24 protein-coding genes, 1 tRNA gene and 1 pseudogene are annotated in these 25602 nt (G+C 58.8%); 24 read left to right on the forward strand and 2 right to left on the reverse strand.

Annotation, left to right across the window (positions count from 1 at the left end; all coding sequences use genetic code 11):
• The first annotated feature begins 85 nt into the window (after window positions 1-85).
• From QY316_11890 to QY316_11900, 3 genes are read left to right on the forward strand one after another with little or no spacing between them, the layout of a single operon-like run.
• Window positions 86-595: a hypothetical protein gene (locus QY316_11890; GenBank protein WKZ32598.1), complete on the forward strand. Its 510-nt coding sequence runs from the start codon at window positions 86-88 to the stop codon at window positions 593-595.
• Complete coding sequence (locus QY316_11895) at window positions 574-1674, forward strand: cation:proton antiporter (GenBank protein ID WKZ32599.1); 1101 nt, start codon at window positions 574-576, stop codon at window positions 1672-1674. Before QY316_11890 ends, QY316_11895 begins: the two co-directional genes overlap by 22 nt.
• Window positions 1675-1679: 5 nt before the next feature.
• A complete protein-coding gene (locus QY316_11900; GenBank protein ID WKZ32600.1) occupies window positions 1680-2564 on the forward strand; it encodes an NAD-binding protein in 885 nt (294 codons plus the stop codon).
• Window positions 2565-3022: 458 nt separating this feature from the next.
• Here the strand turns inward: QY316_11900 and QY316_11905 are convergent, their stop codons facing one another.
• Complete coding sequence (locus tag QY316_11905; GenBank protein WKZ32601.1) at window positions 3023-3226, reverse strand: hypothetical protein; 204 nt, start codon at window positions 3224-3226, stop codon at window positions 3023-3025.
• Between the two features lie 108 nt (window positions 3227-3334).
• Window positions 3335-3411: transfer RNA gene (locus QY316_11910), tRNA-Arg, on the reverse strand.
• A 493-nt stretch (window positions 3412-3904) separates the two neighbouring features.
• Here QY316_11910 and QY316_11915 point away from each other — a divergent pair.
• The 21 genes and pseudogenes from QY316_11915 to QY316_12015 all read left to right on the forward strand — a co-directional run bounded on the left by QY316_11915 (window position 3905) and on the right by QY316_12015 (window position 25600).
• Window positions 3905-4160: pseudogene (locus tag QY316_11915) on the forward strand (SemiSWEET transporter).
• 166 nt (window positions 4161-4326) lie between these two features.
• On the forward strand, window positions 4327-4677 hold the full coding sequence (gene acpS / locus QY316_11920) for a holo-ACP synthase (GenBank protein ID WKZ32602.1): 351 nt from the start codon (window positions 4327-4329) through the stop codon (window positions 4675-4677).
• 188 nt (window positions 4678-4865) lie between these two features.
• Window positions 4866-5510, forward strand: a complete 645-nt coding sequence (locus QY316_11925; GenBank protein ID WKZ32603.1) for a response regulator transcription factor — start codon at window positions 4866-4868, stop codon at window positions 5508-5510.
• Between the two features lie 242 nt (window positions 5511-5752).
• A complete protein-coding gene (locus QY316_11930; protein ID WKZ32604.1) occupies window positions 5753-6115 on the forward strand; it encodes a hypothetical protein in 363 nt (120 codons plus the stop codon).
• Window positions 6116-6125: 10 nt separating this feature from the next.
• Window positions 6126-6710, forward strand: a complete 585-nt coding sequence (locus QY316_11935; protein WKZ32605.1) for a polysaccharide biosynthesis/export family protein — start codon at window positions 6126-6128, stop codon at window positions 6708-6710.
• Window positions 6700-7830, forward strand: coding sequence for an outer membrane beta-barrel protein (locus QY316_11940; GenBank protein ID WKZ32606.1), 1131 nt, complete (start codon window positions 6700-6702; stop codon window positions 7828-7830). Before QY316_11935 ends, QY316_11940 begins: the two co-directional genes overlap by 11 nt.
• Before the next feature lie 2 nt (window positions 7831-7832).
• Entirely contained in the window at window positions 7833-9341 is a 1509-nt protein-coding gene (locus QY316_11945; GenBank protein WKZ32607.1) for a Wzz/FepE/Etk N-terminal domain-containing protein, read from the forward strand.
• A complete protein-coding gene (locus QY316_11950) occupies window positions 9338-10378 on the forward strand; it encodes an AAA family ATPase (protein ID WKZ32608.1) in 1041 nt (346 codons plus the stop codon). Before QY316_11945 ends, QY316_11950 begins: the two co-directional genes overlap by 4 nt.
• Window positions 10375-11361, forward strand: a complete 987-nt coding sequence (locus tag QY316_11955; protein WKZ32609.1) for a polysaccharide biosynthesis tyrosine autokinase — start codon at window positions 10375-10377, stop codon at window positions 11359-11361. The genes QY316_11950 and QY316_11955 overlap by 4 nt, the downstream gene beginning before the upstream one ends.
• Window positions 11362-11379: 18 nt before the next feature.
• Window positions 11380-12768 (forward strand): TIGR03013 family PEP-CTERM/XrtA system glycosyltransferase, encoded by a 1389-nt coding sequence (locus QY316_11960; GenBank protein ID WKZ32610.1) that lies wholly within the window; start codon window positions 11380-11382, stop codon window positions 12766-12768.
• Window positions 12769-12815: 47 nt separating this feature from the next.
• Window positions 12816-13301 carry a transcription termination/antitermination NusG family protein gene (locus tag QY316_11965; GenBank protein WKZ32611.1) on the forward strand — a complete coding sequence of 162 codons (486 nt, stop codon included), beginning with the start codon at window positions 12816-12818 and terminating at the stop codon, window positions 13299-13301.
• Window positions 13302-13440: 139 nt separating this feature from the next.
• Entirely contained in the window at window positions 13441-15414 is a 1974-nt protein-coding gene (asnB, locus tag QY316_11970; protein WKZ32612.1) for an asparagine synthase (glutamine-hydrolyzing), read from the forward strand.
• Window positions 15415-15438: 24 nt separating this feature from the next.
• Entirely contained in the window at window positions 15439-15699 is a 261-nt protein-coding gene (locus QY316_11975; protein WKZ32613.1) for an acyl carrier protein, read from the forward strand.
• A gap of 98 nt (window positions 15700-15797) precedes the next feature.
• Window positions 15798-17375, forward strand: a complete 1578-nt coding sequence (locus QY316_11980; protein WKZ32614.1) for a class I adenylate-forming enzyme family protein — start codon at window positions 15798-15800, stop codon at window positions 17373-17375.
• Window positions 17372-18370 (forward strand): hypothetical protein, encoded by a 999-nt coding sequence (locus QY316_11985; GenBank protein WKZ32615.1) that lies wholly within the window; start codon window positions 17372-17374, stop codon window positions 18368-18370. The genes QY316_11980 and QY316_11985 overlap by 4 nt, the downstream gene beginning before the upstream one ends.
• Before the next feature lie 79 nt (window positions 18371-18449).
• Window positions 18450-20000 carry an AMP-binding protein gene (locus QY316_11990; protein WKZ32616.1) on the forward strand — a complete coding sequence of 517 codons (1551 nt, stop codon included), beginning with the start codon at window positions 18450-18452 and terminating at the stop codon, window positions 19998-20000.
• The gene (locus tag QY316_11995) at window positions 19997-20836 is read left to right on the forward strand and encodes a DUF3473 domain-containing protein (GenBank protein ID WKZ32617.1); all 840 of its coding nucleotides are present in this window, start codon (window positions 19997-19999) and stop codon (window positions 20834-20836) included. The genes QY316_11990 and QY316_11995 overlap by 4 nt, the downstream gene beginning before the upstream one ends.
• Window positions 20829-22358 carry an exosortase W gene (gene xrtW / locus QY316_12000; GenBank protein ID WKZ32618.1) on the forward strand — a complete coding sequence of 510 codons (1530 nt, stop codon included), beginning with the start codon at window positions 20829-20831 and terminating at the stop codon, window positions 22356-22358. The genes QY316_11995 and xrtW overlap by 8 nt, the downstream gene beginning before the upstream one ends.
• On the forward strand, window positions 22355-23194 hold the full coding sequence (locus QY316_12005; protein ID WKZ32619.1) for a hypothetical protein: 840 nt from the start codon (window positions 22355-22357) through the stop codon (window positions 23192-23194). Before xrtW ends, QY316_12005 begins: the two co-directional genes overlap by 4 nt.
• A gap of 158 nt (window positions 23195-23352) precedes the next feature.
• On the forward strand, window positions 23353-24393 hold the full coding sequence (locus QY316_12010; GenBank protein WKZ32620.1) for a FemAB family PEP-CTERM system-associated protein: 1041 nt from the start codon (window positions 23353-23355) through the stop codon (window positions 24391-24393).
• 4 nt (window positions 24394-24397) lie between these two features.
• Window positions 24398-25600, forward strand: a complete 1203-nt coding sequence (locus QY316_12015) for a DegT/DnrJ/EryC1/StrS family aminotransferase (GenBank protein ID WKZ32621.1) — start codon at window positions 24398-24400, stop codon at window positions 25598-25600.
• The last annotated feature ends 2 nt before the right edge of the window (window positions 25601-25602 follow it).

The following is a 25602-nucleotide window of genomic DNA, read 5'->3' on the forward strand; positions in this document are numbered from 1 at the left end:
GAAAATTGAAGACTTCGGCAAAACAGCGCTTTTCCCGGCGCCAGGGAGCCGCATTCCATGAAGGGGCAATTCGTCTTGACACGGCATGATGCGCGGTGATTTATTATCGGGGTTTTCGAAAGAACAAGGAATAGCCTTACAGCACTGTTTGCAGGGCAGGCCAATGCCCATTTTTCTCTGGAAGGCACGAAGGAAAGGAGGGATAATGAATTTTCTGGAGAGCGTTAATGACGAGCTTAAAAAGGCGGTCGAGGAAGGCTGGGCTGCCTTAAAGGAAAGCGCACAATCCGGGAAACTCCGGCTTAAGCTCCACAGCCTCAACAGGGAAGCGGAGAAACGCTTCAGGGAGATAGGCGGGATAGTGTATGAATCGGATAGGCTCCACAGGGAAGACCCGCTCAAAAGCCCAGAATTGCAGAGGCTTGTTGCCGAGATCAGGCAGATAGAGGCGGAAACGGAAGCCCTCAGGGACGAGTTGAGTAAACTCAAGGGGCAAGGAACCGTCATAAGAGACAGCATGCCTCCATGCAGCCCACCTTTGCATCGGCCCGAAGATAAGCCTTTTATACCCATATGGAAAACATACCGCTTCTAAGGGACATAGTAATCCTGCTTGCGGTCTCGGTGCCGCTGCCGCTAAGCATGCTCCTTTCAAGGCTTGGTCTCCCGACCGTCGTGGGATTCCTCATGACCGGCATCGTCATCGGCCCCTACGGGTTCGGGCTCGTGAAGGACGTGCATACCGTGGAGCTCCTTGCGCAGGTCGGGGTGGTGCTCCTCCCTTTCACCATCGGCCTCGAGTTCTCTATTTCCAAGCTCCTTAAGATACGGCGCGAGGGACTTATCGGCGGCGGGCTCCAGGTGGGGCTCACGGTGCTTTGCGTCGCGCTCATCTCCCTTGTTTTCGGGCAGGACCTTAAAGTCGCCGTGCTCCTGGGCTTCGTCGTGTCCCTTTCATCGACCGCCATCGTCTTGAAGCTCCTGGCCGACAGGGGGGACGTGAATACGCCCCACGGGAACTTTTCGGTCGGGGTGCTCATATTCCAGGACCTGGCCGTGGTCCTCATGGTCATGGTCCTGCAGTCAATAGGGCTTAACGGAGAGGCCTCTCCGCTGGATATTTCGAAGAAGCTCGGGGTCTCGTTCGCGGCGTTCGCAGTAATCGTCGCCGGGGTGGTGTGGCTAATTCCGAGGCTATTCGACCAGGTCGTGAAGCTCCGCAATAGAGAGGTCTTCATCCTCACCACCGTCCTCGTCTGCCTGGGCACGGCCTGGTTCACGTCCCTTTTCGGCCTCTCGCTCGCGCTCGGGGCCTTCATAGCCGGTCTCGCCATCTCGGAATCCGAGTACAGCAACCAGATAGTGGCGGAGGTCATCCCGTTCAGGGACACATTCTCAAGCCTCTTTTTCATATCCATCGGGATGCTCCTAGACCTGAGCTTCTTCATCGGCCATATAGGGTGGATAGCGCTCCTGGTGGCGGCCATCATAGCGGCCAAGGCGCTGGTCGTAATCGGCATCGGGCGGGTACTGAAGTACCCGTTCAGGCTCTCGGTGATAGTGGGCCTGAACCTCGCGCAGATAGGCGAGTTCTCCTTCATCTTGATAAAGATGGGACAGGACTATAACCTCCTTAATGAGGTCCTTTACAGTCCTTCCTGGCCTCGGCCATAATAACGATGTCCCTTACGCCATTCATTTACCAGAGGTCGGCCAGGCTCGCCTTTGACCTCGGAAAGCTCCTCGGCATGGGCGGCGGGCACCCGGGGCAGAAAAAGACCCATCTCTCGAATCACGTCATAATAATCGGCTACGGGCTGAACGGGCGGAACCTCGCGCGGGTCTTGAAGGAGACGGGCATCCCCCACGCCATCATGGAGATGAACATGGAGCGGGTGAAGGCGGCCAAAGCCGAGGGGCACAGCGCCTATTTCGGCGACGCGAGCCACCCGGAGGTCTTCAAGAAACTGGGTGTGGAGAAGGCAAAGATGGTGGTGACCGCCATATCAGACCCGATAAGCACGAGGGCGATAGTAAAGACCGCGCGTGAAATAAGCCCGACAGTCTCCATAATAGTGCGGACCAGGTTCGTGAAGGAGGTGGAGGACCTTTACAGGCTCGGCGCCAACCAGGTCATACCGGAGGAGTTCGAGACCTCGGTGGAGATATTCGCGCGCGTGCTCAGGGACTACCGGGTCCCCACGAACATCATCCAGAACCAGATAGACCTTATCCGGCAGGAAGGATACGCGATGCTGCGGAACCTGGCGCTCTCGACCGACAGGCTCTCGAGGCTCTCGGCCATACTGGAGAAGACGGTCATGGACACCTTCTATGTGGACGATGTCTGTTCGGTTGCAGGTTCGACCCTGAGGGACCTGGATTTCAGGAAGAGGACCGGCGCGACGGGTCATAGCCATAGCAAGGGGGAACGTGGCCAATACGAACCCCGGGCCGGATTTCAGGATAGAGAAGGGGGACATACTGTACTTCTGGGGAGCCACGCCCAGCTTGCCGCGGCATTTCAGATACTGAACGAAAAGTGCCCTGTTACGAAGGCATGAACCCTTGCCGGGAGCAAATACCCCGCAAATTCTTTCGCTCCTCGACTCACAGTCCCGGTTTTCAATTTCCAGGGAAGCTAAATGAACCTCCCCGCAGGAAGCTCTGGGGTATCTTCAAACCTCCCCTCCCTTGATGGGAGGGGATAGAGGGGAGGGTGACTTATCCTTCACCCCTCCCCAGCCTCCCCCATCAAGGGGAGGAGTTAAAAACAGCGCAGCAAACTGCGGGGAATTTGACCCGTATATGATTAATTCCGTTTTCTGTCATTCTGATGGAGCGTCAGCGACCAGAGAATCTCGTACATGCTGATTCAGAACACGGGATCCTTCCCCTTCGTTTCACTCAGGGCTTCGGCTCACGCGCTCAGAATGACACGTTTGTTGATTAATCAGACCTTCCCGTAATGAAAAAGGGAGCTAAAAAGCTCCCTTTTCTCTGGTTAAAAAACCTCCGGCTCTCAATCCCTTTTTTCGCTTTCAGGCATATCGCTACCCGCCTCTTCCGGCTCGGGCGGGAAAGGGCCGTTGGAATACCTGCACGGGCCGGTCTTAAGGAAGCACGACTGGATGAGCTTCCTCTTCTCGTACTGGTTGTAGCAGAGCCAGCTCTCTTTTCCGTTCTCGTTCTTGATTATGGTAAGGAACCTGCAGCGGCTGTCCATGTAAAAACCCCTGATTTGATGGTAACATTTATGCGGACAGGGGTCAATGGAGCAGCACCAGGGGATAAGGGAAACAGGGTGAGGGGAATGAGTTTTATTGTGGAAAATTGGCGCGCCCGGAGGGATTCGAACCCCCGACCCTCTGATTCGTAGTCAGATGCTCTGTCCAGCTGAGCCACGGGCGCTTATGCTTGCTTTTCCCTGGAATGCCCCGAAAGGCCTGAAAGAAAACCTGCTTGCAACCAAAGACCGGCCCAAAATAACGGCCCGGCATTGTTCGTCAAAAGATTTTAACATCTGGGGATTTTCAGTCAAGAGATTAGTATGGGCGCTCTCAGTGAATGAGATTCCGGGCCTCTGCGTCCGGGCCGCCACCGGGCAGACGTCTGGTATTTTTAGCGTCAAATAAAAAAGGCAGGGAGCTTCGCTCGCCTGCCTTTTTCCTTGAAAGGCGTCCGGGCCTGAGCCCATCCCCAGCCCCGCTCCGGGCCCGGACGCCTTGTAAGGCATGATATGGATTTTTTAAACTTGCCGGACGAAACACCCGCATTATATACCTGAGGCCTGGTTATTGGAACTGTACCCAAGTACAGTCCGCCAACCCCGCTTATTAACCTTTGCAACTCTCTGGATAATCAAATAGAATAGAAAGACGGCTGTGATCTTCAGGAGGCTTGGATGGACTCGATAACTCTTCTGGGGCTTCTGGGCGGGGACCCTGACTACCGCCTCTTTTTTCCCCCAGGTGATCAAGACTATAAAGACCCGCTCGACGAAGGACGTTTCGTTCGCGATGTTCCTGCTCCTCTCCGTCGGAATAACCATTTGGATAATATACGGTATCAAGATAGGCTCCGTCCCGGTGGTGATAGCGAATTCTGTCTCGCTCGTTTTTTCGCTCATCATCCTTATACTCAAGCTGGTATATAAATAGGCGGTCTGCAAAAACCTTTTCTGCATGGCCGGGGTGCAAGGCTTCGTCTGTTTGCCATGCTGGCATTATATGATATAATCGCGGTCAAACATCCCCCCAAACAGTAACATTGCAAGAAGGCAGGCGACGGAACCGGTCTGTGGGCAACTTTTCTTCAGGAATTGACGTGGTTTCCCTCGAAAGGGCCGAAAGGTCTTTTTCAAACGCCCGTTTCCTTAACTCGGTCTTTACAGACCGGGAGATCGAGCTGGCGTACTCCATGAGGGAGCCGGAAAGGCACCTGGCCGGCAGGTTCGCCGCCAAGGAGGCCTTTGTGAAGGCCCTCTCCAGGGGCATCCTCTCGGGCATAAGGCTCAGGGACATAGAGGTCACGGCAACACCCGGCGGCCCTCCGGCTTTCAAGCTCGGCAAAAAGCCCGAAGGCCTTGTGGCCGGCAGGAGCGTACACTTAAGCCTTTCATATACAAGTCATTTCGCATTCGCTCTCGTCGTAATAGGCGGAGCGGCCCGGCCTTAAACGGTGCATTTGGCGCTCAAAAATATTTAATAATCCTACTTTTCTTCCGAAATATACGGTATGCTTGCAGCTCCTTGTTTTCCACTTGAAAAATTGTGATATACTGTTTTAGAATGCTCGCAAGAACACTGAACGTTTAAAGTCGTAACAAAGTCGGATTACAGTTGAGTCTGCACCGGAGGATGGAGTTGGCACAGGTAGTAATAGCGATGAGCAATATCCTTTTATCCGAGGGTATCGCCAGGCTGATAGGGTCGGAAAAGGAACTCTCGGTTTCCAGAATACTCGCGCCGGGGAAGGAATACTCGAACGAGGAGCTTCAGTCCCTGGGTTCGTCCGTCGTCATAACGGATTTCATGACCCTGCACAATTCGTTCCCCGGCCTTGATGAAGCCGTAAAGAAACCCCCTTTCATCCTCATAGACACGGACTGCGGCAGGGAAAACCTCGTCTCGGCGGTCCTCCGGAAGAAGATAAACGGGGTACTTCTCGGCGATTCGAGCCCGGAACTACTTATAAAGGCGATAAAGGCAGTCGCTAAAGGCGACATCTGGCTTGACAAGCAGACCTTCAAGAACATACTCCACGGCATAAACGCGCTGGGGAACGAGAAAAACTCCCTGTCCCCCCGGGAAAAGGAAATAGTCCAGCTTACTGGAAAGGGGCTAAGGAACAAGGAGATAGCCCAACAGCTCAATATCAGCGAGACGACGGTAAAGACGCACCTTAACAGGATTTTCCAGAAGCTAAATATAAAAGCCCGCTCCGAGCTCATAAGCTACGCGATAAAGAACCACGCCATGAACAACCACAACATGAGGAATACGATTTAAGCCCACCGATTTTCCGCTCGCCGTAACCTACCGATAAGAAAAACACTTATTTAAAGACCTGCCGCACGGGACCAGCCCTTGCAGCCAGTTGCCCGCCCTTGTCAATACAACCAAAGTACTACTCCCGCCTGAAAAGGTTGTACTACCTCTTTCGTGATTTTGTATACCTTCGAAGGATTGCCAATTCCCCGGACCGCGACTATCATAGGCCGTTCAAAATACGTTTCAGGGTCAAGGGCCTGTTGAAAAAATCCAAGGACATCACCAGTACTCGCGTATGCCCGTCTTGCGGGAAGGCTTTCATCTGGTTTGTCGAGACCCCGCTCTCATGCCCTTACTGCGGCTATCTGCCCCGTGATAAAAGGGGTGAAGGCAGGACCGCCCTTGAGAGGACGTTCGAGCTCAAGCTCGGCAAAAAGAAATTCACGGCGAACCTCCTCGATTATTCGGCGTCCGGTGTGAGGCTTTCCTGTCCGGAGCGCATAGGCATGGACACGCTAGTGTCCATAGACATAACGGAATTGGGCATTCACAGGTCCGCAAGGGCCGTCTGGACCCTGTCGATATTGCCGGGGGTGGCAATGGCGGGGTTCGAGTTCATCTGAGGGGAAATCCATGTTCTCAAGGCACCTGCTTAAAATGCTCACGTGTGCGCTTTTTGCGCTCTTTCTGGCCGGCGCGCCTGCCAATGCCGCCAATGAAGCGGGCGGGCCCGAATACCTGATAGGCCCCGAGGACGTGCTCGAAATAGTGGTCTGGAGGAACACCGAACTGTCAAGGCTGGTCACGGTCAGGCCCGACGGCAGGATAACGCTGCCGCTCATCGGCGAGCTCACGGCCGCGGGCTTCACGCCCGAGGAACTCAGGGCAGATATAGTCGAGCGCCTCAAGGAGTACCAGCAAAGCGCGGTCGTGGCCTCTGTAATAGTGCAGAGCGTCAACAGCTACAGGGTGTACGTGCTCGGGCAGGTGCAGGTGCCCGGGAGCTATTCCCTAAAATCCAGGACCACTGTCCTGCAGGCATTGTCGCTCGCCGGTGGTTTCAGCCAGTTCGCGTCCAAGAACAAGATAGTGCTCATAAGAAAACGGCCCGACGGGCTGGATGACAAGATCCAGGTCAAGTTCAACGACCTGGTATACGACGAAGAGAGCCGCGCGAACGAGTACCTTTTGCCGGGAGACACGATTTTTGTTCCGTAGGCTGCTCCTTACCGGTCTTTTATTGTCAATCCCGGCCTCGGAGGCCTGGGCATGGGTCGCAAGGCCCTCGTTATCGACCGAGTTCCGTTTCGAGAAGAACTCCGGCCCCGCATCGGACGGAAGCGGCTCAGCGGACGACAGTATCCTGAGGTCGTCTCCAAGGCTCGACCTTGAAAAAAGCGGCATGAACACCGGCTTCAACGCCGGGTACGCGTTTACCTGGAACCGATACCTCGGCGACAGCGACAGGGACTGGACAGCCCGTAACGCAGTAGCGGGACTTGAAATGAGGATTTCACATTTGACTGAGCTGCGGGCCGGATACGATTTTACCTACACGAGGGAGCCGAGGGAGGCCACCTTGACAGGCATCGAGGCCTTCCGGACCGCCGATATCCGCTCGCATAACGCCAGTGTAAGCGGCTCTCACATGATAAGTCCCAGGCTCACGGGCACGCTCTCGCTTTCCGGCGGCGTCCTCGAGTTCGAGGACCCCTCTGCCGTGGACAGCAGGACGTTCTCGGCGGGCGCAGCCGGAGAGTTCCGCTGGACTGAAAGGACGAGCTTCACCCCGGCATATGAGTACACGAACCTCGACTACGACTCCGTCCCGTCGACGGACATACAGAGCCATTCGCTCAACGCGGGCTTTTCAACCCGGCACTCGGAGAGCCTTACCTATAACATTTCCGCGGGCCTGGCCTATTCGACGGGCCTTAGCGACAGGGTAGACTGGACGGCAGCCGCCGGACTCTCAAAGTCGTTCCAGCGGGGCTCCGTTTCGGCCTCCTACTCGAGAGGCGTATCGGACAGCTCCGGGCTGACCGATGAACTCAACATAAGCGAGTCCGTCACGGCAGGCCTCTCCAGGAACCTGAGCGATTCAGCCTCTTTTTCCTTGTCCGCCGGCTATGCCAGGAACAGGACAAGGCCCTCGGGCGCGGTCGACCTTAAATCATTTTCAGCCGACGCTGGCGTAAGATGGCAGCCGCTACGCTGGGCGACAATCGGCGCCGGCATAAGCCACTTCAACCAGCTCTCAGACGGGATTACCGGCTCGGACGTGGAGAGGAACGCCTTTTATCTCAACCTGATCCTGCAGAACGAATACAGGCCCTGAAAATGGAAAACTTCAACGCCATATCCTTTCTCGAGGCGGCATACAGGCGCAAGTGGCTGGTCATTGCGCCCGCCGCGCTGGGCACCGCCATAGCCGCCATAGTGGCCTGGCTCATGCCTTCGTATTACCTCTCCACGACACTGATACTCGTCGAGCAGCAGCAAGTGCCGACGTCCTACGTGACCCCTACGGACGTCACGCCGTTCAACCAGCGCCTCAATACCATCCGGCAGCAGATACTCAGCAGGCCGAACCTGGAACGCATCATAAACGAGTTCAGCCTCTACCAGACGAGCGGCGGCCTCCTCGAGCGGGCGGCTTCGAAAGCGGACATCGACATGAGCAGGCCGCTAAGCCGCGAGAGCGCCCTTAACAGGCTCGTCTCGAGCCTCGAGATACGGCTCGTGGGGGAGAGAAGGGCGGAGGACGCGTTCAGCATCAGCTACTCGGGCACCGACCCCTACACCACCATGCAGGTCACGAGCGCCCTCGCGTCGATGTTCATAAACGAGAACCTTAAGCGGAGAGAAATGTACGCCGAGGGGACCTCGGAGTTCCTGTCTGACGAGCTGGCGCGGGCCAAGAGCGAGCTAGAGGCCCAGGAGCGCGCGGTGCGGGACTTCAAGGAAAGATACATGGGAGGGCTTCCGGAGCAGCTCGACGCGAACCTCCGGACGCTCGACAGGCTACAGCTGGACCTCCAGGCGGTGCGGCTCGAGATAAAGGGCGCGGAGGACAGGAAAATCCAGCTCGAAACCCAGCTTAATTCGCCCGTGGGCGCCGTATCGGGCCCACAGGTCAACCCCCTGGTCGTTGAGATGGAGAGCCTGCAAAGGGAGCTTACGCAGCTCCTTTCGCAGTATAACGAAAACTACCCTGACGTGATAATCGTAAGGAACAGGCTCAAGGAGCTCGGGAGCCTACTTGCCTCGAACAGGACCGGGGCTCCCGAGACGACATCCGCAGTACTCCCCGGGCCTGAGATACGGAACCCCGAGGCCTATAACAACCTCGTTTCGGTCGAATCGCAGCTGCGCTCCCTGAGGACAAGGGAACGCGAACTGAACGAGAACATCCGCGCGCTTGAGAAGCGGGTCGAGGACACCCCTGCCAACGAGCAGCGGTACACGGACCTTAACAGGAATTACCAGATATCCTTCGCCAACTACCAGAACCTCCTTGAAAAGAGCCTGAACGCGCGTCTTGCCGAAAACCTCGAGAAGAGGCAGAAAGGCGAAAGGTTCAGGATAATCGACCCGGCAAACCTGCCGGAAGGTCCGTACAAGCCGAAGCGGGGCCTCATTGCGCTGGCCGGCACGGCCATCGGGGCCGGTCTCGGGTTCGGCGTCATATTCCTCCTTGAGTTCACGAGCCCGGCGTTCAGGAAGCCGGAGGAGTTCGAGGGCCTTCTGGACTTCCAGGTCATCGCCTCGATCCCGGCTTTCGAGCCGGACCCGCATGCGAAAAAGGGCAGGTTCGGGAGAGTAAGCGGGGGGAGCGGGAAGAGATGAGCATCCTTTCGAGATTCCTCGGCAAGAGGAAAAAGGCCGAGCCCGAAAAAGCCCCGCCTTCAGGCCGCCTTTCCATAGTCGGGAAGATGCCCCGGCCCCTTTCCCGCATATGGACGATCGGCGGGGGCAAGGGCGGAGTTGGCAAAAGCGTCGTCGCCGCGAACTTCGGAACGCTCCTCGCCGGCTCCGGACGGAGGACGCTCATCGTCGACGCGGACTTCGGCGCGGCCAACCTGCATACCCTTTTCGGCATACAGGGCTCCAACCCGTCCCTTTCGAGCTTCCTTAAATCGGAGGTCACGGATATCAAAAGGCTCATCACCGGGACAGGCATCCAGAAACTCGATATAATTACGGGTGCCATGGACTCGCTCAATATCGCGGACGTGGACGCGTCGTCACTTATGCGCCTGCAGCGGGCCATCTCGGAGCTCGACTACGACCATGTCGTCCTCGACCTCTCGCCCGGCACCTCATCCGACGTGCTCGACTGCTTTCTGATGTCTGACGAAGGGATACTCGTGACCACACCGGAGCCCACCTCAATAGAGAACACCTACAGGTTCATGAAGTGCCTGTTCCTCCGGAGGATACGGGCGATCATAAACTCCGGCGAGCCTGGGCGCCTGAAAGAAACGCTCAAGGCGGCCCTGGAGCGCGACCCGAGGATAGGGACCGTCTCGGAGTTCATGAAGAACTACAAGCTCAGCGCCGGAGCCGGATCGGCCCCGGAGGAGATACTGGGAGGCATGGGGGGCCACCTCGTCGTAAACAGGACCCGGCTCCCGGAAGACCGCGCCATCGGGCCGCATATGCAGCGGGCCTGCATGAGCTACTTCGGCGTGCGTTTCAACCACCTGGGCGACATCGGCCAGGACACCTCTATAGAGGATTCCGTCCGGGCGAGAAGGCCTCTCGTCAGGGACTATCCCGGGAGCCCCGCCGCGCTCTCGCTCGTCTCCTGCTTCAGAAAGCTCGCATCCATCGAGCAGGAGAAGGCCGGGCAGGAGGCCGATAAGGGGCTTATGCAGATATGAACCAGCGAGTGAACATCGACTATTACGAGCTCTTGGATATCGCACCGGGGGCGGCTTCCTCCGAGGTGGAAGAGGCCTACAGGAAGGCCCTGTCCGACCTGGGCGGCGACTCCGTGGCCATCTACTCGCTTTACACCCCGGAGGAGAAGGAAGAGCTTATCTCAAGGATCAACGAGGCATACGAGGTCTTGAGCGACCCGGAGAGGAGGGCCGCGTACGACGCCGGGGCCGCCGCGAAACCGGAGCCGGCCGTAACGCGCGAATTCGAGCTGGGCGACCTGGGCCCCGCGGTCGACGCGCGCCACTTCAAAAGGTACGGGAAGACCACCGGCTTTATAAGGCCGCCGGTCTCCGCCTCGGGCGAAAACTCCATCATAACGGAGCAGTACCGGATCCTGTATTCAAGGATACACCGGATGGCCGACGATGGGCAGTTGAGGATCATAGCCGTGACCAGCGCCGTAAAGGGAGAGGGGAAATCGGTCACCTCGCTCAACCTGGCGTACGTCACGGCCTGCGAGTTCAAGAAAAGGGTGCTCCTCGTCGAGTGCGACCTGCGGAAAACCTCTACCCTCTCGAGGATGATAGAGCGCGGGGAAGAGTGCGGGCTCGCGGATGTCCTCGAGGGCAGGGCCGACATACGGGACGCAGTCTGCCGCGTGGACGGGACAAGCCTTTACATGCTTACCTCGGGCACGTGCTCGAGGAGCTCATCAGAGCTCATAGACTCGCCCTATCTCAAGTCTCTATTCAACGGGTTCAGGGACGAATTCGACTATATATTCGTGGACACCCCGCCGATACTGCCCCTGGCTGACATGAACATCATTTCGAGGCTTGTGGACGGGACGCTATTGGTGGTAAGGGCCGGGGCCACCCCGAAGAAGGTGGTCCTCAATGCGGCCCAATCCCTTTCAGAGGGACGGTTCATCGGCATAGTGCTTAACGGCGCCGAGGCCGCGCTGGCCGGTTACTATTATTAGGGGAAAACGGGGGACTACATGCTCTTCAACAGGCACCCTTCCAAGCGACTGCTGTACATAGCCCTCATCGAGGGCCTTCTCATATTCCTTGCCGCGCTCGTGTCGGTTGCGATACGCCTCTCTTTCGAGGGCGGCGCAATGGTCGAATACGACCCCAGCTACTTGAAGAGCCTGGTGCTGACCGCGATCTACCTCATCACCTTCTACTACTTCGACCTCTACACGCCCGACATGTACAGGCCGAGCCGATACATGTTCTCGAGGCTCATAAAGGCCATGATAGTAGCGGCCATAATACAGTTCAGCATCTTCTACATCATCCCGTCCCTCAAGATATGGCGTGGCATCCTGCTCATCAACATGCTCATAATGCCCGCGGCCATCATATGCTTCAGGCTCATCTTCTCGAAGATACTGAAGATAAAGCTCCCCGGGAAGCGCGTCCTCATCATCGGCGCCGGCGACCTCGCCAAGAGGATCGGGAGCGAGATATACACCAAGCCCGAGCACGGCCTCAATCTCGTGGGATTCATCGACGACGACCCGACCAAATACGGGGTATCCATCGTAAACCCGGGCGTTATCGGCGGATACGGAGACATCTCGAGGCTCGCGGACGAGCAGAATATCGACCTCATAATAGTCGCTCTCCCGGACAGGAGGGCCAAGCTCCCCATGTCCGCCCTCCTCGACTGCAAGCTCAAGGGCATATCGGTCGAGGAAAGCGAGACCTTCAAGGAAAGGCTCACCGGCAAGATACCACTCGACCACCTGAAGCCTAGCTGGATGGTATTCTCGGACGGCTTCAGGTCGCTCAGGTCCAGGAAGTTCGTGAAGAGGTCCCTCGACATCGTATTCGCGTCCCTCTGGCTTGTAATGGCGGCGCCGGTAATGCTCCTTACGGCAGCGATAATCAAGCTCGAATCAAAGGGGCCGGTCATATTCAGGCAGGTCAGGGTGGGAGAGCACGGGAGGGAGTTCAGCATCTACAAGTTCCGCTCGATGCGCCAGGACGCTGAGGCCAAGACCGGGCCGGTATGGGCGGTGGCCAACGACGACAGGGTCACCCTGGTGGGTCGCATAATCAGGAAGCTCCGCATAGACGAGCTGCCGCAGCTCGTAAACGTCCTTAAGGGCGACATGAGCTTCGTCGGCCCGAGGCCCGAGCGCCCGTACTTCGTAAACAAGCTCAGGGAGGAGATCCCTTACTACAATATCAGGACGGTGGTGAAGCCGGGCCTCACCGGGTGGGCGCAGATAAAATATCCATACGGCGCGAACATGGAGGACGCGGTCGAGAAGCTCCAGTACGAGATATTCTATATCAAGAACATGTCCCCTCTCCTCGACCTAATGATAATGTTCTGGACCATAAAAGTCGTGCTCACCGGCAGGGGGGCGAGATAGGGCTACGGAACCTCCTTTTCCTGCCGATATGGAAAGATAGGAAAAAGATGAACTGGTACGCAATATACACGAAGCCGGGCTGCGAGGAGAGAGTATCCTCCCGTCTTAACGGGGCAGGGTTCAGCGTCCTGAGCCCGCTCCTGAAGGAGAGGAGGCTCTACCGGAGGAAGCTCCAGGAGGTGGTCTCGCCGCTCTTCCCCTGCTACATATTCGCCGAGCTCGATATGCCGACCCATTACCGCCTCATAAGGTACACGAGGGGGGTGCGGCAGATAGTCGGCAACGAGGCCGCGCCACTGCCTGTCCCGGATGCCGTCATAGGCTCGATACTGGGCAGGATGGAAAACGGCCTGGTTTCGGTAAGGCGGGAAGAGTTCAGCCCGGGCGAGAGCGTGGCCATAAAGGGCGGGGCCTTCGAGGGTTTCGAGGCCCTGTTCGAGCGGGAGATGAGCGGCTCCGAGAGAGTGAGCATACTCCTCAAGGCCCTGAACGCCCGGATAATACTGGACAGGGCCCTTCTGGCAAGGCTTTAAAGGCACGGAGCACCAGGGCGGCGGAACCGATGCCGCCTTTTTGAAGAAGCACCTTGTACTACCATTCGGAAATAGCCTGCTTAACGGGTGCAAAAAATCCGATTGCACCTGAACGGCGGTAGCCTGCCCGGAATCTGACATGTGCGGAATAGCTGGAATAACCGGAGGGAACCTGGCTGTCGGCCAGGAGGCCTTGAAGTCGATGCTCTCGATGCTCCGCCACCGGGGGCCGGACGACTTCGGCCTCTATAGCGACGGCCGCGCGGCCCTGGGACACACGAGGCTCAGCATAATTGACCTCGAGGGCGGGCGCCAGCCCATGTCCAACGAGGACGGGAGCGTCTGGATAAGCTTCAACGGGGAGATATTCAACTATATCGAGCTCAAGGACGAACTCGCGAGAAAGGGGCACCGTTTTTCCACAAACTCCGATACCGAGGTAATAATCCACCTCTACGAGGAGCTCGGAGACGGATGCGTTACGCGCCTTAACGGCCAGTTCGCCTTCGCCATATGGGACAAAAACCGCTCCGAGCTCTTTATAGCGCGCGACAGGCTCGGGATACGGCCCCTTTTCTACTCTTCGCACGCGGGCCGCTTCTATTTCGCTTCCGAGATAAAGGCGCTCTTCGCCGGGGGGCCTCTCCCGAGGGAGATAGACCCGGCGGCGCTTAATGAGATATTCACCCTCTGGTGCAGCGTGCCGCCGAGGACCGCCTTCAAGGGAATAAACGAGCTTCCTCCCGCTCACTGGATGAAAATAAAGGACGGGGCAATCGCGTCGGTCGAGCGCTACTGGGACGTGCCGCTCGGCGAAGAAACGCGCGATATGAGCATTGAAGAGGCAGCGGACGGGCTTTTTGATATCCTCTCTGATTCGACGCGCCTGCAGCTACGGGCTGACGTGCCGGTCGGGGCATACTTGAGCGGCGGGCTCGATTCCTCCGTAACCGCCGCGCTGATAACGAAGATTTCCGGAGCCGGCCCGCATACCTTCTCCGTGGCGTTCGAAGACCGGGCATACGACGAGAGCGGGTTCCAGCACGAGATGGCCCGCCACCTCGGGACCGAGCACCACGAGATACGGTGTTCGTACTCCGACATAAGCGGGGTCTTCCCGGAGGTCGTCTGGTATGCCGAGAAGCCGGTCCTAAGGACCGCGCCTGCCCCGCTTTTCATCCTCTCTCGCCTTGTGAGGGAGACCGGGCTCAAGGTAGTCCTTACGGGCGAGGGAGCTGACGAGGCGGCCGGGGGCTACGACATTTTCAAGGAGGCGAAGATACGGGAGTTCTGGGCGCGCGAGCCGGAATCCAGGCTCCGCCCCCTGCTCCTTAAGAAGCTCTATCCTTACCTGAGCGCGTTCCAGGGCCAGTCCGACGCGTACAGGGAAGCCTTCTTCAACGGCGGCCTCTCCGACGTCTCCGACCCTCTCTTCTCACATCGTCCGAGATGGCAGACCACCTCAAGGCTCAAGGCCTTTTTCTCGAAGGACCTCCTGGCCGAATGCACGCCGGGCCCGGAGGAGCGGCTTAAGATGCTCATGCCCCCGGGGTTCGGAAGCTGGAGGGCGCTCGCCAGGGCGCAGTACATAGAGACTGCAAGCCTTCTGCCGGGCTACATACTCTCTTCCCAGGGCGACAGGGTGCTGATGGGTAACTCGGTTGAAGGACGGTACCCTTTCCTGGACCACAGGGTAGTTGAGTACTGCGCCCGGCTGCCGCTTCGCCATAAGATGCGCGGCCTCGACGAAAAGCACGTACTCAAGCGGATGGCGCACGGCATGCTGCCCGCCTCCATCCTCAAGCGGACCAAGCAGCCCTATCTCGCGCCTGACAGCAAGAGCTTTTTTGCCGGGGGCAAGTCGCCCGATTACGTGGAGGAACTCCTATCCGAGGGGTCGCTCAAGGACTCCGGGTATTTCGATCCCGTGTCCGTGGGGCTCCTCGTCAAGAAATGCCGCAGGGGCGCGGCGAGCGGCTTCAGAGACAACATGGCCCTTGTCGGCATACTCTCAACGCAGCTCCTGCATGAGATGTTCATAGCCGGGTTCGAGAACAGGGCCGTGGCCGGGCGCGATGCGGGCCTCCGGGCGCCGGCCGCCGCGGCCTCATAAGCAAATCAAGGAGGGATTCAGCCGATGCACGATAAGATAAGAGAGTTCATCTTCGAGAACTTCCTCTTCAATGCCGAGGGGAGCGCGCTCGACAACGACGCCTCGTTCCTCGAAACAGGAATAATAGACTCTACCGGCATGCTCGAGCTCGTAAACTGGATACAGGAGACCTGCGGCTTCGAGGTCGACGATACCGAGCTCGTCCCCGAGAACCTCGACAGCGTAAACCGGCTCGCCATATACATAGCCAGGAAGACTCAGACAGAGCCCCAGGCATCCGGATAACCGAGTGTTTGGGCTGCCCCCACTCGCGGGTAATACCGGCGGGTGAATTGCGTTTCCTCCGGATCGGGAACCCCGGAAAATCTCAACCTGCTTAATAGATGCTCGTACACGACTACCTCATACGCTCGGCCGAACGCTTCCCCGAGAAGATTGCCCTGGTCCACGGGGGCAGGCGGACCTCGTACTCCGAGCTCCTTTCTGCGGCCTCGTCCGTCTCCGCATGGCTGAGGCACGCGGGCGTGGAAAAAGGCGACCGGGTCGCGATACTGAACGACGACCCGAAGGAGTACATAAGCTCCTACTTCGGCATCCTCATGGCCGGCGGGATAGTCGTCGCGCTTAATACCGATACTTCGGCCAGGACCCTCGGCGCGCAGATAAGCGGGTGCGGCGTTTCCGTGGCGATAACCCAGGCGAAGTTCATGGGCCACTTCAGGGAGCTCGGGAGGGGAGTCACCTCGCTTAAGTCGGTCGCGGCATCCGGGCTCAAGCCCTCGGACGCCGGTGACGAGGGATATGCCCTGTTCGACCTTAAGGACGCCTTCGGATTTCCGCCCGGCGCCCCGGCCCAATCCGTGCGAGCGGACATCGCGCAGGTCATCTATACGTCCGGCACGACCGGCGGATCGAGCGCGGTGACGCTCAGGCACTCCAACCTCGTGGCCAACACGGCTTCGATAATCGAGTACCTAAAGCTGGGAGAGGACGACAGCGTAATGGCCGTGCTGCCTTTTTTCTATTCCTACGGCAACTCGGTAATGCTTACCCATATCGCGGCGGGCGGCAGGCTGGTCGCAAACCAGAACTTCATTTATCCGAACATCATACTCGGCCAGATGGCCGCCGAGGAGGTGACGGGCTTCTCCGGCGTGCCTTCGACCTATGCGATACTCCTCAACCGCTCCGCCCTAAGGCGCTACAAGTTCCCGGCCCTGAGGTACATGACCCAGGCGGGCGGGGCAATGCCGCCCAGGCTCGCGCGCGAGATGAAGGCCATGTTCCCGGAAGTGGACTTCTACATAATGTACGGCCAGACAGAGGCCTCGGCCAGGCTGTCCTACCTTGAGCCTCACGAGCTCCTGAGGAAAGCGGGCTCTGTCGGGAAGGCCATACCCGGCGTACGGCTTGAGGTGCTCGACGAAAACGGCGAGCCGGTAGGGCCGGGCGAGACCGGCGAAATAGTCGCGAGCGGGGAAAACATCATGGCCGGGTACTGGAGAGAGCCCGAGAAGACCGCGAGGGTGCTTAGAAACGGGAAACTCTTGACAGGCGACCTCGCCAGGGTCGACGATGAGGGGTTCATCTACATAGTCAGCCGGAAAAGCGACATAATAAAATGCGGCTCCCACAGGATCCACCCGGCTGAAATAGAAGAAGCCCTGGCCGAACATGCCGCCGTCCACGAGTCCGCTGTAGTAGGCGTGGAGGACGAGATACTCGGCGAGGCGCTGAAGGCCCTCGTCGTATTGAAGACCGGATACCAGTGCTCCCGGACCGAGCTCCTGCAGCACTGCAAGGCGCTGCTTCCGTCGTACAAGGTCCCGCAGCACATCGATTTCATCCCGGAGCTCCCGAAGACATCGAGCGGCAAGATAAAGCGAGCGCTTCTAAAGACCCCTTCCGCGCCGGGGTCGCCAGGGTTAATCGACCAGCGAAGCCAAAAGGAGGCCGGATGATGACAGTCTGCAGGAATTGTGTGCTCCCCTCTACCTTCCCGGGCATAAGTTTCGACGACTCGGGCGTCTGCTCCTTCTGCCGTAACCACAGGCCGGAAAGCGCAGGCGGGAGCGCCATGAAGAAGTTCGAGGAGAAGTTCCTTAAGCTCGCCGCCGAGCACGGCGGCAAGGGCAACTACGACGTGCTCATGGCCTACAGCGGCGGCAAGGACAGCACCTACACCATGGACCTTTTCGCAAGGAAATACGGCTTAAGGGTGCTCGCCTTCACCTTTGACAACACCTTCGTATCTGAGAAGGCGTTTTCGAACATGAGAAAGGTATGCGAAAGCCTCGGGGCCGACCACATCGTGTACAGGCCGGACCCGAAGATGCTCCGTGCAATCTTCAGCGCCGCTTCGGAGCGGGAGCTCTACTCGGCCAAGACCCTTGAGCGCGCGAGCACCATCTGCACGAGCTGCATAGGACTCGTGAAGGCCCTGATACTCAGGACCGCGATCGAGCGCGGGATAGCCATCGTCGGTTTCGGCTGGTCCCCGGGGCAGGCCCCCATACAGGCCTCGGTCATGAGGACGAACCCGTCGCTTATGCGCCTCACGCAGAAGGCCATACACGAGCCTCTCAAGGCCATAGCAGGCGACCGGGTCGAACCTTTCTTCCTTGCCGAGGAGCACTACGGTACTCCAGAGCGGTTCCCGTGGAACGTGCACCCCCTCGCCTTCAACCACTATGACGAGGACATGATAATAGAGAGGAACTCTGAGCTTGGCTGGGAGAAGCCCGACGACACGGACGCGAACTCCACGAACTGCCTCCTTAACGCGTACGCAAACCAGCTCCACAAGGAACGGTACGGGTTCCATCCGTATGTCTGGGAAATAGCGAACATGGTGCGTTCCGGCGCGATGACGCGCGAAAAGGGCCTTGAAAAGATAGACGCGATGGAAGACCCTGAAATGGTCGAACGCGCCCGCAAGGAATTAGTCCGGGGATAACCGGAGCTCTTCGCACCCCGGCATGAAGATGCCCGCCTGCGCCCGCAGTAGCTTACTGCAGCAGCAACGCCCTCCCTATATGACCGTCGACAGATTCCTGGAAGATAGCGCCCGGACGCACCCGGACAGGGAGGCCCTCGTGACAAAGGAGGGCCGCTTCACCTACGGACGTCTCGGCGCGATGGCAGCCGCCTTCTCTTCAGCCCTGGTCTCCGGGGGCCTGAAAAAGGGCGACCGCGTATGCATCCTCCTGGAAAACTCGGCGGAGCTCGTGGCGGCGGTTTTCGGGGTGCTCAGGGCAGGAGGGGTTTTCGTGCTGCTCAACCCCACGACCAAGGCGCGCAAATGCGGGTACATATTCAATGACTGCCGGGCCTCCGCGCTTGTGACTACCTATGAAAAGGCCCAGCTCATAGCTGAAATAGCGGCATCGGCGCCCTCGCTCAAACGCATATGGCTTTCCGGGCAGGCGGCTGTGCTGCCTTCTCCTGTCTCGGGAATAAGCGCGAGCCTCCGTGAGGCGCTCTTGCCGGTGAGCGCCCCCGGGCCGGCGAGCGGGCCCGAAGCAACAGACCTCGCTTCCATTATATACACCTCCGGCTCGACCGGCGCGCCCAAGGGGGTCACAATGGCCCATTCGAACATGGCCGCCGCGGCGGACTCCATCATCAGCTACCTCGGGATTACCCGTGACGACGTAATCCTCAACACCCTGCCCATGTCGTTCGATTACGGCCTTTACCAGGTCCTCATGGGTTTCAGGTCCGGGGCCAGGGTCGTCCTCGAGAAGTTCCTGTATTCCTGGGACATACTGAAGACCATAGAAAAGGAACGGGTGACCGGGTTCCCGATCGTGCCGACAATATCCTCCATACTCCTCAAGACCGAGGACTTCAAGGGCTTGAGCTTTGAGGGCCTGAGATACATCACAAACACCGGCGCGGCCCTCCCTGTGCAGCACATAAAAAGGCTTCGCGAGATATTCCCGAAGACGAAGATATTCTCGATGTACGGCCTTACGGAATGCAAGAGGGTGTCTTACCTGCCGCCTGAAGAGCTCGACAGGCGCCCGACATCGGTCGGGAAGCCGATGCCGAATACCGATGCATACGTGGTCGATTCCGAAGGGAAGCGGGTAGGGCACGGAGTGACCGGCGAGCTCGTAGTAAAAGGGCCTAGCGTGATGGCAGGGTACTGGGGGTTGCCCGAGGAGACGGCGAAAGCGCTCCGGCCCGACGCCGGCGGCGAAACGGTCCTTTATACAGGCGACCTTTTCAGGACCGACGAGGACGGGTTCCTCTACTTCGTGGGCCGGAAGGACGAGATCCTGAAATGCCGGGGCGAGAAGGTGAGCCCCAGGGAGGTGGAAGAGGTCATCCACTGGCATGAAGGTGTGGCCCAGGCCGCGGTCGCCGGGGTGCCTGACGCGGTCCTCGGGACCGCGCTCAAGGCCTTCGTGGTGCGCAAAAGAGGAAGCGAGCTTACCCAGAGGGAGCTCATGCAGCACTGTTCAAGGCACCTCGAGGACTTCATGGTCCCGAAATACATCGTATTCATGGAGGACCTGCCGAAAAACGAGAACGGGAAGGTGGACAGGCCGCGCCTTGCCGAAGGCGGGGCAGCGGGGTGAACATCCAGAACGCATTGACGATAGACGTCGAGGACTACTACATGGTGACCGGCTTCGCCGACAGGGTCAGATTCGAGGACTGGCCGAAGTTCGAAAGCCGGGTGGCCATGAGCACGAGAAAGGTCCTCGCCCTGCTCTCCAGATACGGGGTCAAGGCCACATTCTTCGTCCTCGGCTGGGTGGCTGAAAACGACCCGCGCCTCGTAAGGGAAATACACTCCGAGGGGCACGAGGTGGCCTGCCACGGCTACAACCACCGCCTCATATATGATACGACCCCTGATGAGTTCAGGGAGGACATCCGGAAATCGAAGCGCATACTCGAGGACATCTCAGGGAGGCCGGTCGCCGGCTACAGGGCGGCCAGCTATTCGGTTACAAAAAAGACGCTCTGGGCCCTCGACATACTTATGGAGGAGGGCTTCCTTTACGACTCGAGCATATTCCCCATTCACCACGACAGGTACGGCATACCTGACGCCTGCCGGTTCCCCTACGAGATAAAAAGGAACGGCGGCGCCCTGATGGAGTTCCCCCCGTCAACGCTCCGTCTTCTTGGCCAGAACCTGCCGGTCGCTGGAGGCGGGTATCTCAGGCTTCTACCCTCATGGCTTACAAGGGCGGCAGCGAAAAAAATAAACTCCAAAGAGCGGAAACCGGTAATCTTCTACATACACCCCTGGGAAGTCGACGAGGGGCAGCCGAGGCTCAAGGTCGGCTCTCTTTCCGCGTTCAGGCATTACACAAACATAAAGAGCACGTCAGCCAAGCTCGAGGGGCTCATGAGGGAGTTCAGCTTCAGGCCCCTCTCCGCGTTCCTGGATGGAAATGCATAGCGAAAGGAGTATCCTCCCCTCGCCCTTCCAGCTCAAGCTGGGCGCCCTCGCCGTCCTTTTCGCGCTCGCGTACGGGGAAGCGGTCTCGCACATGGTGCGGACATGGAGCACGAGCAACACCTACTCACACGGCTTCCTTGTCCCCCTGGTAAGCATTTATTTCATATGGATGAAAAGGGGCGCCCTGAGTACGCTCCCCTCAAAGCCGAGCCTGGCGGCCGGTTCGGTCGCGGTCGCAGCGACTTCCATGCTCCTGGCCGCCGGACACGTGAGCAGCCTCGTAATCGTCCAGCAGATATCCCTTGTGCTGGCCCTCCCGGCCCTGGTACTCATGCTCATGGGCCGGAGCTTTCTGCGGGCGCTGGCCCTGCCGCTATCGTATCTCCTCCTCATGGTCCCGGCGCTCGACATCCTCATCGAGCGCGTCCAGTTCCCTTTCCAGCTCGTTACGGCGAAGATGGCAGCCGGGTTTCTGCAGCTCTTCAATGTTCCAGTCTTCCTCAACAGGCAGTTCATCGAGATGCCGAACATAACACTCGAGGTCGCCAGGGCCTGCAGCGGCGTACAGTACCTCGTGGCCATAATAGCGCTCGCTATACCGCTCGCCTACCTGAACCATACCGGCCGCACGAGGCTCGTCATACTCGCCCTCGCCGTCGCGATAGGCGTCGTGGCCAACTGGCTCCGGGTCATACTCATAGCGCTCTGGAGCCATGCGGGTGGCGAAGTCCTGCACGGCCCCATGCACGTGTTCCAGGGGCTCTTCGTGGCTGTCGCGGGGTTTTTCATGCTCTTCGTCGTCTCCATGGTCCTGGCCTGGTCAGGGAGGCGGTCCGGCAAACCAGGCCCTGAGGCGAAGGCAGCGACGACCTGCGGGGCCTTTTCCATGTCGAATGCCGCTTTCGCGGCCGGAGCGCTTCTTTTAGCGGCGACCGCGGCGTACGTGCACCTCTACAAAACTGAGCCGGTCCAGCTTGCCGAGCCACTAAGGAGGCTGCCCATGCATGTAGCTGAATGGAAGGGCTCGGACAGGGCTTCGCATGGCGAACTCCCTTTCCTCATGAAGGGCGCGGATTCCGAGATCTACAGGACGTACACGGGCCCGTCGGGCAGGGAGGTCCGGGTCTACGTGGCGTACTACACGGCACAGACACAGGGAAGGGAGCTGGTGCGCCACGAGCACGCGTCCATGTTCGGCCCGGAACGGATAATCGAGCTCCCGTTCGGCGAAGGGGCAGTCAGGGCAAACCTTGCCGCGTACTCAGGCCCGAGGGATTACCGGATACTCTACTGGTACAGCATAAACGGAAGGCGCATAACCGGGAGGATCGAGGCCAAGCTCATGACCCTCGTGGACGGTGTATTCCGGAAGCGGACCAACGGGGCGGTGGTCATGATATTCTGGGACGCCACTGACGAAGCCGACGCGGGGCTTGACCCCGAGCGGGCGGGCTTTATAGAAGCCCTGCTCCCGGCCATAGAATCAAGGCTCAGCAAATTTGAAACGGAGGAAATCACATGAAGAAAATAATCCTGGCGGCGGCGCTCTCCCTCATGGCCGTCTTTGCCGTCTCACACGGAGGACCTGCAATGGCGGAAGGAGCCAAAACCGGAAACATAGATTCGATTACCGAGAAAGCCTGGGCGAGCCTTGCAAAGAAGAGGATCTACTTCGGGCACCAGTCCGTGGGGAACAACATCCTGGATGGCATATCCGACGTCATGAAGGAGCGCCCCTCCGTAAGGCTCACGGTCTCCGAGACAAGCGACCCGCGCGCCTTCGGAGGCCCGGTCTTCGCGCACTCGAGGGTCGGGAAAAACCAGGACCCTCTCTCAAAGAACATGGAGTTCGCCAGGTTCGTGGAGGCAGGCATAGGCGGAAAGGCCGATTTCGCCTTTTTCAAATACTGCTACATCGACATAAATTCGGGCACGGACGCAAGGACGCTCTTCAGCGAGTACCGGACAACTCTCGCTGCGCTCAAGGCGAAATACCCGGAGACCACGTTTATCCACGTCACGGTCCCCGTGACCGTCGTCCAGACGGGCTGGAAGGTAACGGTCAAAAAAGTCATCGGGCGGCCCATCGGCGGGTACGCGGATAATATCAGGCGTAATGAATTCAACGAGCTGCTTTTGAAGGAATACTCAGGGAAAGAGCCCGTCTTCGACCTTGCTGCAGTTGAATCCCTTGCCCGGGGCGGCGGGAAGACCGGCTTCACCGCGAACGGGCGGCATTACCTTTCCATGACGCCGGAATACGCCAGCGACGGCAGGCACCTGAACGAGAGGGGCAGGAAGGCCGTTGCAGAGGAGCTGCTCGCGTTCCTTGCGGACCTTGCCGCCGGAAAGAAATAGCAGGGTGTTGAAAACACCCTGCCATGCAATCCACGTATGTATTGCCGACTTGCGAAGAGTATCCAAGCCGGGCAACTTGTGAGGCTTGGGCAGATTCATTCCGGGCAAGCCGTGGTCGAAAAAGCCCAGGAAGGACTTTTTGAAAATCCTGACCGGTCATGAGTGGGCTTGAGGTCATAGTCTGCGGTCCGGAGCGGGCACGCGAATGGGACTCCTTCCTGGCCGGGAGGAGCGACTCGTCCTTTTACCACCTTTTCGGCTGGAAGGCCGTTAACGAGGAGAGCTTCGGGCACAGCACCTTTTTCCTCGCCGCGATGCGGGACGGCAGGATGACAGGGGTATTCCCCCTCGTTTACATCAGGAGCCGCGTTTTCGGGCGGATCCTCTGCTCCATGCCCTTTGTAAACTACGGCGGCCCGTCCGCCGCTGACGGCGAAGCAGAGGCCGCTCTCCTTGAGCGGGCCGTTTCAATTGCCGGCGGGCTCAAGGCCGACTACATGGAAATACGGTGCATAAGGAGGCTCCCCGGGGACCTCCCCGCAGGAGAGCACAAAGTGAGCCTCACGATAGAGCTCTCCCCTGGCGCGGACGCGCTGTGGAACGGGCTCAGCACGAAGCAGCGCACGAACGTGAGAAGGGCCTATAAGAACGGCCTCGATGCGCGCGCAGGCGGAATAGACCTGCTGGACGGCTTTTACGCGCTCTTTACCGAGAGCTGGAGGGACCTCGGCACACCGGTCTACAATATCGACTATTTCAGGCGCATCCTCCGCGAGTTCCCTGACAAGACCCGCATATTCCTTGCGTGCATGAAAGACGGCACGCCGGTCGCCGGCGCGTTCAACGGGCATTTCAACGGCACGGTCGAGGGGATGTGGGCGGCCTCGCCGGCCCGCTACCGCCAGCTTCAGGCCAATTACGTATTGTATTGGGAGATGATAAAAGACGCCTGCGAGAAGGGCTTCACCAAATACCATCTCGGGAGGTCCACGGCTGACTCCAGCGGAGAGGCTTTCAAGTCCAAGTGGAACGCCTCTCCCACCCAGCTCTACTGGCACTACCACATGAGGAACAGCGGCCCACTGCCGGGCCTTAATACCGGGAACCCTAAATACCGCATGGCGATAAACGCGTGGAAGCGCCTGCCGGTCCGCTTCGCGAACCTCATAGGCCCGCTCTTTGCGGGGCAGATACCCTGAGCCGATGAGACGCCTTGCCCCTTCCGGAACGCCGGTCAATATGCGCGACCTTGCCGCCTGCATAGGCGGGGCCGCGTCGCCAAAGAGGACGCTAGAAGATTTCAGGGCCGCCGTATGCTCAAAGTTCAACGTCAGGCACTGCTTTTTCGCCTCATCGGGCCGAGCCGCGCTATGCGTGCTCCTTGAGGTCTTCAGGGGGCTCGCCCCCGGCAACCGGGACGAGGTCGTCATACCCTCGTACACCTGTTATTCCGTGCCCTCTACCATCGCAAAGAGCGGCCTCAAAGTGCTTGTGCGCGACATAGACCCGGAAACTCTCGATTACAGCATCCCCGGGCTCAGGGAAACTGACTGGAAGAGAGTCCTTTGCGTCATTACCGCGAACCTTTACGGCCTCCCGAACGACCTGCCGGAGATAAGCCGCATCGCAAAGGAGAACGGGGCTTTCCTTATAGACGACGCCTCGCAGTGCATGGGAGGCATGGTCGGGAGCCGTTTTTCAGGGACCTTCGGGGACGCCGGGGTCTTCAGCCTCGACAAGGGGAAGAACATCACCTCCATGCAGGGGGGCATCATAGTCACAGACTCGGATGAAATAGCCTCGCTCGTCGGGAAGAGGGTCGCGGCCCTCCCCTCGCCCCCGGCCACGAGCGTCATTGCCTCTTCCATGAAGCTCATGGCGTATGCCGCGTTCCTCAACCCGAGGATGTACTGGCTCCCTGAAAGCCTGCCGTTTCTCAACCTCGGCACGACGATATATACGACCGAGTATCCGGTTGAGGCCTACAGCTCGCTACTGGGCGGGTTCGGGGCCTCGCTTTTCAGGAGGTTCGACGAGATAACAGCGGCGCGGGCCGGTAACGGGCTCGCTTATGACAGAGCCCTGGCCGGAGTGAAAGGGCTTGAGCGGATTTCGGCAAAAAAAGGTTCGAAGCCGGTCTATCTCCGCTACCCGGCGCTGGTCAGGGACAAAGGCAGGCGCATCTCCATGCTCGCGAGGCTCAAGGAGAACGGCATAGGCGCGACGGCCTCCTTCCCCCGCTCCGTAATAGACCTCGAAGAGATAGGCGGCATACTCAATAAGGCCGGGAGCTCGGGAAAGAACGGACGGGACGTGGCGGAAAGGATAATAACGCTCCCAACGCACCCGTTCGTAACCGGAAAAGATATCGAGAGGGCGGTTTCGGTCCTGAAAGGGACCGCATAGCA

This window comes from Thermodesulfobacteriota bacterium (assembly GCA_030583865.1).
Classification (GTDB): domain Bacteria; phylum Desulfobacterota; class GWC2-55-46; order GWC2-55-46; family GWC2-55-46; genus UBA5799.

What these genes read in the sequence shown, in the direction of transcription:
- QY316_11900 (WKZ32600.1), top strand. Translation starts at nt 1,680, where the DNA reads ATGTCCCTTACGCCATTCATTTACCAGAGGTCGGCCAGGCTCGCCTTT.
- QY316_12005 (WKZ32619.1), top strand. Translation starts at nt 22,355, where the DNA reads ATGAAGAAAATAATCCTGGCGGCGGCGCTCTCCCTCATGGCCGTCTTT.
- QY316_11890 (WKZ32598.1), top strand. Translation starts at nt 86, where the DNA reads ATGATGCGCGGTGATTTATTATCGGGGTTTTCGAAAGAACAAGGAATA.
- QY316_11935 (WKZ32605.1), top strand. Translation starts at nt 6,126, where the DNA reads ATGTTCTCAAGGCACCTGCTTAAAATGCTCACGTGTGCGCTTTTTGCG.
- QY316_11945 (WKZ32607.1), top strand. Translation starts at nt 7,833, where the DNA reads ATGGAAAACTTCAACGCCATATCCTTTCTCGAGGCGGCATACAGGCGC.
- QY316_11950 (WKZ32608.1), top strand. Translation starts at nt 9,338, where the DNA reads ATGAGCATCCTTTCGAGATTCCTCGGCAAGAGGAAAAAGGCCGAGCCC.
- QY316_12015 (WKZ32621.1), top strand. Translation starts at nt 24,398, where the DNA reads ATGAGACGCCTTGCCCCTTCCGGAACGCCGGTCAATATGCGCGACCTT.
- xrtW (WKZ32618.1), top strand. Translation starts at nt 20,829, where the DNA reads ATGCATAGCGAAAGGAGTATCCTCCCCTCGCCCTTCCAGCTCAAGCTG.
- QY316_12010 (WKZ32620.1), top strand. Translation starts at nt 23,353, where the DNA reads ATGAGTGGGCTTGAGGTCATAGTCTGCGGTCCGGAGCGGGCACGCGAA.
- QY316_11980 (WKZ32614.1), top strand. Translation starts at nt 15,798, where the DNA reads ATGCTCGTACACGACTACCTCATACGCTCGGCCGAACGCTTCCCCGAG.
- QY316_11895 (WKZ32599.1), top strand. Translation starts at nt 574, where the DNA reads ATGGAAAACATACCGCTTCTAAGGGACATAGTAATCCTGCTTGCGGTC.
- QY316_11955 (WKZ32609.1), top strand. Translation starts at nt 10,375, where the DNA reads ATGAACCAGCGAGTGAACATCGACTATTACGAGCTCTTGGATATCGCA.
- QY316_11905 (WKZ32601.1), bottom strand. Translation starts at nt 3,226, where the DNA reads ATGGACAGCCGCTGCAGGTTCCTTACCATAATCAAGAACGAGAACGGA.
- QY316_11965 (WKZ32611.1), top strand. Translation starts at nt 12,816, where the DNA reads ATGAACTGGTACGCAATATACACGAAGCCGGGCTGCGAGGAGAGAGTA.
- QY316_11960 (WKZ32610.1), top strand. Translation starts at nt 11,380, where the DNA reads ATGCTCTTCAACAGGCACCCTTCCAAGCGACTGCTGTACATAGCCCTC.
- QY316_11985 (WKZ32615.1), top strand. Translation starts at nt 17,372, where the DNA reads ATGATGACAGTCTGCAGGAATTGTGTGCTCCCCTCTACCTTCCCGGGC.
- asnB (WKZ32612.1), top strand. Translation starts at nt 13,441, where the DNA reads ATGTGCGGAATAGCTGGAATAACCGGAGGGAACCTGGCTGTCGGCCAG.
- QY316_11975 (WKZ32613.1), top strand. Translation starts at nt 15,439, where the DNA reads ATGCACGATAAGATAAGAGAGTTCATCTTCGAGAACTTCCTCTTCAAT.
- QY316_11990 (WKZ32616.1), top strand. Translation starts at nt 18,450, where the DNA reads ATGACCGTCGACAGATTCCTGGAAGATAGCGCCCGGACGCACCCGGAC.